The 7,832-nt window shown below is 74.1% G+C and carries 4 protein-coding genes and 1 pseudogene; 1 reads left to right on the top strand and 4 read right to left on the bottom strand.

Features of this window, described 5'->3' with window-relative positions; translation table 11 throughout:
• Both VR45_RS08585 and VR45_RS08580 read right to left on the bottom strand, forming a co-directional pair.
• A partial coding sequence (locus VR45_RS08585) for a UvrD-helicase domain-containing protein (protein WP_159394151.1) occupies positions 1-1,739 on the bottom strand: 1,739 nt, incomplete at its 3' end.
• A gap of 68 nt (positions 1,740-1,807) precedes the next feature.
• Positions 1,808-2,173, bottom strand: coding sequence for an MGMT family protein (locus VR45_RS08580; RefSeq protein WP_045939071.1), 366 nt, complete (start codon positions 2,171-2,173; stop codon positions 1,808-1,810).
• 428 nt (positions 2,174-2,601) lie between these two features.
• Between VR45_RS08580 and VR45_RS08575 the strand changes: the two are divergent.
• A pseudogene (locus VR45_RS08575) lies at positions 2,602-5,071 on the top strand (lysylphosphatidylglycerol synthase transmembrane domain-containing protein); the annotation flags it as partial.
• A 97-nt stretch (positions 5,072-5,168) separates the two neighbouring features.
• On the opposite strand, the gene moeZ reads toward VR45_RS08575, so the two are convergent.
• Complete coding sequence (gene moeZ / locus VR45_RS08570) at positions 5,169-6,347, bottom strand: adenylyltransferase/sulfurtransferase MoeZ (RefSeq protein WP_045939070.1); 1,179 nt, start codon at positions 6,345-6,347, stop codon at positions 5,169-5,171.
• A 273-nt stretch (positions 6,348-6,620) separates the two neighbouring features.
• Positions 6,621-7,622, bottom strand: coding sequence for an NAD-dependent epimerase/dehydratase family protein (locus tag VR45_RS08565; RefSeq protein WP_045939069.1), 1,002 nt, complete (start codon positions 7,620-7,622; stop codon positions 6,621-6,623).
• Positions 7,623-7,832: the final 210 nt, after the last annotated feature.

Here is a 7,832-nt window from a genome sequence, read left to right as displayed (position 1 = left end):
TCGCGGACCAGCTCGCCGGCCGGGCGGGGGACGGCGGCGGCCGGGGCGGCGACAGTCGGGGCGGGGGCGGTCGGGGCGGCGGCGCCGTCGTCCTCGGCGGCCGCGCGGGCCCGCTCGGCGTCCCGGGCCAGCGCGGCGGCCTCGGCGCGCAGGGCGGCGCGCTCCTCCTCCCGCAGGGTGCGGCCGAGGCGGCGCAGGTCGGCGCCGTCCAGGCCGCCGAGCGGACCGGTGAGCAGGGCGTGCGCGAGTTCGGTGGTGAGCGGGTCGGGCGTACCGGGGCCGGCCCCGTCGTCCTCGGCGGCGTCCCGGCGGTCGCGGACCGCCTGCTCGGCACAGACCCGCAGCGCCAGCAGCAGCTGGGCGACAGCCGGCTCCTCGCGCAGCGGCAGGTCGTCGCCGTCGATCTCCAGCGGCACCCCGGCCGCGCCGAGCGCCCGCCGCACCCCGGGGATGGACCGGGCGCCGGCCCGGACCAGCACCGCCATCTCGCCCCACGGCACGCCGTCCTCCAGATGGGCCCGGCGCAGCAGGTCGGCGACCGAGTCCAGCTCGGCGCCGGGGGTCGGGTAGGTGCGGACCTCGACCCGGCCGCCCTCCCGGGCGGGCAGCGGGGCGCGGTGCTGGGCGAGCTTGTCGCTGGGCAGCCGGCCCATCGGCATCCGCCGGGTGAGTTCGCGGGCGGCGGCGAGCAGCACGGCGCCCGAGCGGCGGGACACCCGCAGCACCTTGACCTCGGCGGGGCGGCCGTCGGCGTGCCGGAAGGTCTGCGGGAACTCCAGGATGCCGTTGATGTCGGCGCCGCGGAACGCGTAGATGGACTGGTCCGGGTCGCCGACGGCGATCAGCTCGCGCCCGGCGCCGGCCAGCCGCCGCAGCAGCCGGACCTGGGCCGGGTCGGTGTCCTGGTACTCGTCGACGAAGACCGCGTCGTAGCGCTCGCGCAGGCTCCGCTCGACCTCGGGGCGTTCGGCGAGCAGCACGGCGCGGTGCACCAGCTCGGCGTAGTCGAGGACGCCGCGCAGGTCGAGGACGTCGAGGTAGTCGGCGAGGAAGTGCGCGGCGGCGGCCCAGTCGGGGCGCCGCACACCCTCGGCGAAGCGGGCCAGCTCGGCCTCGCCCAGCCCGAGCTCCCGGCTGCGGGCGAGGACGGCGCGGACCTCGTCGGCGAAGCCGCGGGTGGTCAGACAGGCGCGCAGGTCGAGCGGCCAGGCGATCCGGGAGCGGCCGCGCCGGGCGTCCTCGGCGCCGCCGGCGAGCAGCTCGCGGACCATGACGTCCTGCTCCGGGCCGGACAGCAGCCGCAGCGGCTCGGCGTAGTCGGCCGGGTCCTGGTGGGCGCGGAGCAGGGCGTAGCAGAAGGAGTGGAAGGTGGTGGCCTGCGGGGCGGCGGCGCGGGCGCCGGCGGCGGTGGCGGAGAGCCGGCCGGCCATCCGGTCGCGCAGCTCCACGGCGGCCTTGCGGCTGAAGGTGAGGACGAGGATCCGCTCGGGATCGGTGCCGTTCTCGATCCGCCGGGCGACGGCCTCGACCAGCGTGGTGGTCTTGCCCGTGCCGGGTCCGGCGAGCACCAGCAGCGGACCGCCCGTGTGCTCGACCACGGCGCGCTGGTAGGCGTCGAGTTCGGGCGGTACGGGCGGTACGAGGGGGCTGCGCACCAGACGGTAGGGGGAGCTCACGGACGTCCTGGGGGTCGTGCTCGGCAACTGCGGGCGGGCCCCGTCGAGGGGCCCGTCGTACATCGAGCCTACGATCCTGCCCCGTCATTCCCGTCCGCGCACGTGATTCCGCCCGATCCGGACCCTGGGCGCTACCGGTCGCCGAGTCGCTGGGCGCTGCCGTCCCAGCGGGCGCGCCGCAGGTCGACCCGGGGCGGGTCGGCGAGCTCCCGCAGCGGGGTGCCCTCGTCGCCGTAGTGGCCCAGGGCGCGGTGCTCGTGGCCGGGCAGCAGGCGGCCGTCGGCGCGGACCACCCGCCACCAGGGGACGGCGCCGCCGTACAGGGCCATCACCCGGCCGACCTGCCGGGGCCCGCCCTGGCCGAGGTACTCGGCGATGTCCCCGTAGGTCATCACCCGGCCGGGTGGAATCCGCTCGGTCAGGTCGAGCACGAGTTCGGCGAAGGGAGGCAGCTCGCCGTGGCCGGCCTCGTCGGGGGCGTCCGTCACCTGCGGCATTCTTCCGCATCCGGCCGGACGACGGGGCCCGTGCGAACGATCCGCCGCGCCCGATCCGGCCCCTGTCCAGCGCGGGGCGCCGAGGCATGCCACCATCTTCGGGGCGGTGAGTGGTGATACGAGGACAAGACCAGATGACCGGGACGGCTGACGTGGGTGTGGACGAGGGCTCCGACGAGTCCTCCGCCAGCATGCCCGCAGGTCGCGGCGGACAGCCCGCCGCCGCGCCGTCACCGGAAGTCTCCCTGATCAAGGAACGGACGATCAAGAGCCCTCAGCCGGCCGGCCCCGAGACCGGGGCGCCCGCCGCCGTACCCAGCCAGCCGCCCGCGGCCGACCCCGGACCGGGCGCCGTGACCGACGGCACGGAGGCCCCGGCCCCGCGCCCCGGGCACGATCCGCTGGACGACACCCCGCACCTGGATGTCGACGAACCGCTGCTCGCCGCCCGCGCGCACCGCCCCTCGGACCTCATCCGCTTCCTGGCCGGCGTCTTCGGCATCGTCGCGGTGTTCGTGCTCGCCGGTGTGGCGACCTCGACCACCACCGGCATCGAGATCGACATCGCCGAGAACGCGCCCCGCTTCTCCCCGGTGCTGTCCACCATCACCGGCCTGGTCTCCAACGTCGCGGTGCTGGCCGTGCCGCTCGCCTTCGCGGTCGAGCGGCTGATCAAGCGCGACGGGCTGCGGGTCGCCGACGGCGTGCTCGCCTCGGTACTGGCCTACGGCGTCTCGCTGGGCATCGACTGGTGGGTGGCCGAGGGCGCCTCCGACCACATCCGGGACGCGCTGACCCGCTTCCCGCTGGACTCCGTCGGCACCCTGACCGATCCGGTGCACGGCTACCTCGCCCCGGTGATCGCCTATATGACGGCGGTCGGGATGTCGAGCAGACCGCGCTGGCGGGTCGCCCTGTGGGTGGTGGTCGTGTTCAGCGGCATCACCGAGCTGCTCGGCGGTTACACCACCCCGCTGTCCCTGCTGCTCACCGTGCTGATCGGCTGGTCCGTCGCCTACGGCACCCTCTACGCGATCGGCTCGCCGAACATCCGGCCCACCGGGCAGCACCTGATGATCGGCCTGCGCAAGGTCGGCTTCACCCCGGCCAGCGCCCACCGCGCCCCCGACGCCCCCGGCGGCACCCGCCGCTACCTGGTCGCCCAGCAGAGCGGCCCGCCGCTGGACGTCCACATCGTCGACCGCGAGCAGCAGGCCTCCGGCTTCTTCTACCGGGCCTGGCGCCGGCTGCGGCTGCGTTCGGTGGCCGTGCGGCGCAGCCCGCAGTCGCTGCGCCAGGCGCTGGAGCAGGAGGCGCTGATCGCGTACGCGGCCGCCGCCTCCGGGGCCCGCGCCCCGCAGCTGGTCGCCACCTCCGAGCTGGGCCCGGACGCCGCGATCCTGGTCTACGAGAACGTCGAGGGCCGCACCCTGGACGACCTCGCCGACGAGGAGGTGACCGACCAGGTGATGGCCTCGCTGTGGGAGTCGGTCGCCGCCCTGCACGAGCGCCGGATCGCGCACCGCCGGCTCACCGGCGAGTCGCTGCTGGTCGTCGACGGGAAGACGGCCTGCCTGGTCAACCTCTCCGGCGGCGACATCGCGGCCACCGACCTCACCCTGCGGATCGACGTCGCCCAGCTGCTCACCACCTTCGCGCTGCGGATCGGCCCGGAGCGCACGGTCGCCACCGCCAACGCGGTGCTCGGCGCCGAGCGGGTCGCCCAGGCGCTGCCGCTGCTCCAGCCGGTCGGGATGAGCCGCTCGACCCGGGTCGACCTGAAGAAGCTCGGCAAGGAGCGCAAGACCGCCGCCCAGGCCAAGGCCCTGGAGCAGGTCGCCGCCGGCGAGCGCACCCAGGAGCAGGCCGAGGAGGACATCGCGGTCGCCGGCGAGGACCTGCTCAGCCGGATCCGCGGCCAGATCCTGCAGATCGCGCCCGAGGCACCGATGGAGCCGGCCAGGCTGGAGCGGCTCAAGCCGAAGAGCCTGATCATGGTGATCGCGTTCGCCTTCGCCGCCTATCTGACCCTGACCACCGTCAAGCCGGCCCAGCTCAAGCTCTCCCAGATGGACTGGGCCTGGGCGGCGGTGGCGCTCGCCGCGGCGGGCTTCTCCTACGTGGCCGCGGCGATGAGCCTGACCGGCTTCGTCCCGGAGAAGCTGCCGTTCCGCCGGACCGTGGCCGCCCAGATCGCCGGTTCCTTCGTGAAGCTGGTCGCCCCGGCCGCGATCGGCGGCATCGCGCTGAACACCCGCTACCTGCAGAAGGCGGGCATCCGCTCCGGCCAGGCGCTCCGGCCAGGCGGTCGCCTCGGTCGGCGCCTCCCAGCTGGCCGGCCTGACCGGGCACCTGCTGCTGCTGTTCAGCTTCGGCCTGATCACCGGCAGCCAGACCAACGGCGACCTCTCCGCCTCCCGCGCGGTGATCATCGGCGTGCTGAGCGCGGCCGTGCTGGCGCTGGTGGTGGCGGCGGTCGCCCCGCTGCGGCGGTTCGTGCTGAACCGGCTGCGCTCGCTGTTCTTCGGCGTGGTGCCGCGGATGCTCGACCTCATGCAGACGCCCAGCAAGCTGGTCACCGGCTTCGGCGGCATCCTGCTGCTGACCCTGTCGTTCACCGCCTGCCTGGACGCCTCGGTGCAGGCCTTCGGCGGCTCGATCTCCTTCTCGGCGGTCGCCGTGGTCTTCCTGACCGCCAACGCGGCCGGCTCCGCCATCCCCACCCCCGGCGGCATCGGCCCGGTCGAGGTCGCCCTGATCGGCGCGCTCACCGTCGCCGACGTGCCGGCCGCCGTCGCCACCCCGGCGGTCTTCCTCTACCGGGCGCTCACCTTCTGGCTGCCGGTGGTGCCGGGCTGGATCTCCTACAACGTGCTGCAGCGCAAGGGCGCGCTCTAGCCACCCCTTCCGGCGGCGGGCACCGGACAGGGCTCCGGACGCGGAAAGGGCCCGCCGGAGCGGGCCCTTCGCGGTGGTCGGTTGCTGCGCGGTGCGGTCAGTAGACCGGCTTGTGCGGCTCGATCTGGTTCACCCAGCCGAGCACGCCGCCGCCCAGGTGGACGGCGTTGGAGAAGCCCGCCGACTTCACCACGGCCAGCACCTCGGCCGAGCGGACGCCCGACTTGCAGTGCAGCACGATCTTCTTGTCCTGCGGCAGCTGCTCCAGCGCGTTGCCCATCAGGAACTCGTTCTTCGGGATCAGCACCGCGCCGGGGATGCTGACGATCTCGTACTCGCCGGGCTCGCGGACGTCGATCAGGAAGATGTCCTCCTGGTCGTCCTGCCACTGCTTGAGCTGCTTCGAGGTGACAGTCGAACCGGCGGCCGCGGCCTGCGCCTCCTCCGACACGACGCCGCAGAAGGCCTCGTAGTCGATGAGTTCGGTGACGGTCGGGTTCTCGCCGCAGAGCGCGCAGTTCGGGTCCTTGCGGACCTTCACCTGGCGGTAGTTCATCTCCAGGGCGTCGTAGATCATCAGCCGGCCGACCAGCGGGTCGCCGACCCCGGCCAGCAGCTTGATCGCCTCGGTGACCTGGATCGAGCCGATCGACGCGCACAGCACGCCCAGCACGCCGCCCTCGGCGCAGGACGGGACCATGCCCGGCGGCGGCGCCTCCGGGTAGAGGCAGCGGTAGCAGGGGCCGTGCTCGGCCCAGAACACGCTCGCCTGGCCGTCGAAGCGGTAGATCGAGCCCCACACGTACGGCTTGCCGAGCAGCACCGCGGCGTCGTTCACCAGGTAGCGGGTGGCGAAGTTGTCGGTGCCGTCCACGATCAGGTCGTAGCCGGAGAAGATCTCCATGACATTGGAGTTGTCGAGGCGCTCGTCGTGCAGGATCACCTCGACGTAGGGGTTGATCTCCTTGACCGAGTCCCGCGCCGACTCGCCCTTCGAGCGGCCGATGTCCGACTGGCCGTGGATGATCTGCCGCTGCAGGTTCGACTCGTCGACGACGTCGAACTCGACGATCCCCAGCGTCCCGACGCCGGCCGCGGCCAGGTACATCAGCGCGGGCGAGCCCAGACCGCCGGCGCCGACACACAGCACCTTGGCGTTCTTCAGCCGCTTCTGCCCGGCCATGCCCACGTCGGGGATGATCAGGTGGCGGGAGTACCTGCGGACCTCGTCGACGGTGAGCTCGTCGGCCGGCTCGACCAGGGGTGGCAGCGACACGGGTTCTCCGTTGCTCGTCGGTTCGGGTGGCCGGGGCCAACCTCTTGGGGCTTGTTGCTCCGCCACCGCGGTGGCTCTGCTAGGCCAACAGTGTCACGCCGCCCCGGTATTCCGAGACAGCCCGTCCGAAGGACGAGACGGGCCGCGCCGGATGGTGGGACCACGCACCGGGCCCCGGAACGGTCGCCGCGGACCGCTCCGGGGCCCGGAAGCAACGGGTTCCCGGTGCCGCCGCGGCCCGGACCGGCCCGGACCGCGGCGGCGCCCCCAAACTCAGACCCGGCAGGCCGTCTCCAGCCAGACGTCCCCCAACGACTCCTCCAGCGGCACCTGTGTCCGCCAGCCGAGACGGTCCCGGGCGGTCCGCACATCGGCCTGCCGCCACGGCACCGGCTCCCCCGACGGCGCCCGCCCCTCGCCCGGGCGGGGCTCCGCCGGCCGGTGGCCGGGCAGGTGGTGCGCGGGCACGTGCCCCGGCAGGTGCTCGACCGGCCCGCCGGCCTGCGCGGGCAGGACGACCTGCCGGTTCTCCTCGACCACCGACCCCTCGAAGCCGGACGCCCGGACCAGCAGCTGGGCCGCCTCCCGGGCCCGGACGGCGTGCCCGCTGCCGATGTTGATCACCCCGGTCGCGGCCGAGACCGCGGCCGCCTGGATCGCCCGCGCGACATCCCTGACATCCACGAAATCCCGGTATCCGGACAGGTCCGGCATCCGCACCTGGGACTCCTCGCGCTCCAGCGCCCGCCGCAGCCCCTCCGCCAGCCGCCCGAACAGCGAGGCGGTCGGCGCCCCCGGCCCGACCACGTCGAACACCCGCAGCACCGCGGCGTCCAGCCCCGAGGCCAGCACCAGCTCCGTCCCGGCCAGCTTCGACACCCCGTACGGGCCCACCGGCCGGGGCTCGGCGCTCTCCGACACCGGCACCCCGCCCGGCACCGGCCCGTACTCGGCCGCCGAACCGACGTGCACCAGCCGGGCTGGTTCCCGGCTGCGCCGGATCCCCTCGCAAACGGTCGCCACGGCGAGCGTGTTGGCCCGGATCAGCGTGCGCGAACTGCCGTAGGTGGCACCCGCGCAGTTGATCACCACCTGCGGCGCGACCGCGTCCAGGAACCGGGCCAGCGCCCCGGGACTGCCGGTGGTCAGGTCGAAACGGATGTCGGCGGAGTCACGCCGGCCGAGTACGGTCACCTGCAGTTCCGGATCCACGAGCAGGCGATCGGTGACCCGACGGCCGATGAAGCCGTCGGCGCCCAGCAGCAGCACCCTCATCGGGGGGCGTCCTTCCACGAAGCCAGACCGGGCACGGTCTGGCGGGTCCGAGTGAACAACGGGAAAGCGGGAGTTCCAGGGGTTGTCCGACGACCGCCGGGGGCCGTCCGGGCCCGGACGGCGGTCAGCGGTGCGCATCGGGGCGGCCCAGCACCGGCCACGCGTACAGCAGCAGGGCCAGGGCCTGTCTCTTATACACATCTCTGAGCG

Origin of the sequence: Streptomyces sp. NRRL S-495 (genome assembly GCF_000966955.1) — a bacterium.
Taxonomy (GTDB): domain Bacteria; phylum Actinomycetota; class Actinomycetes; order Streptomycetales; family Streptomycetaceae; genus Kitasatospora; species Kitasatospora purpeofusca.
Note: the sequence above shows the minus strand (reverse complement) of the source record. Positions and strands in the feature narration are given on the sequence as shown.

Bases quoted from the DNA above. Each gene is read 5' to 3' on its own strand.
- VR45_RS08565 (WP_045939069.1), bottom strand. From the start codon at position 7,622: ATGAGGGTGCTGCTGCTGGGCGCCGACGGCTTCATCGGCCGTCGGGTC.
- VR45_RS08580 (WP_045939071.1), bottom strand. From the start codon at position 2,173: ATGCCGCAGGTGACGGACGCCCCCGACGAGGCCGGCCACGGCGAGCTG.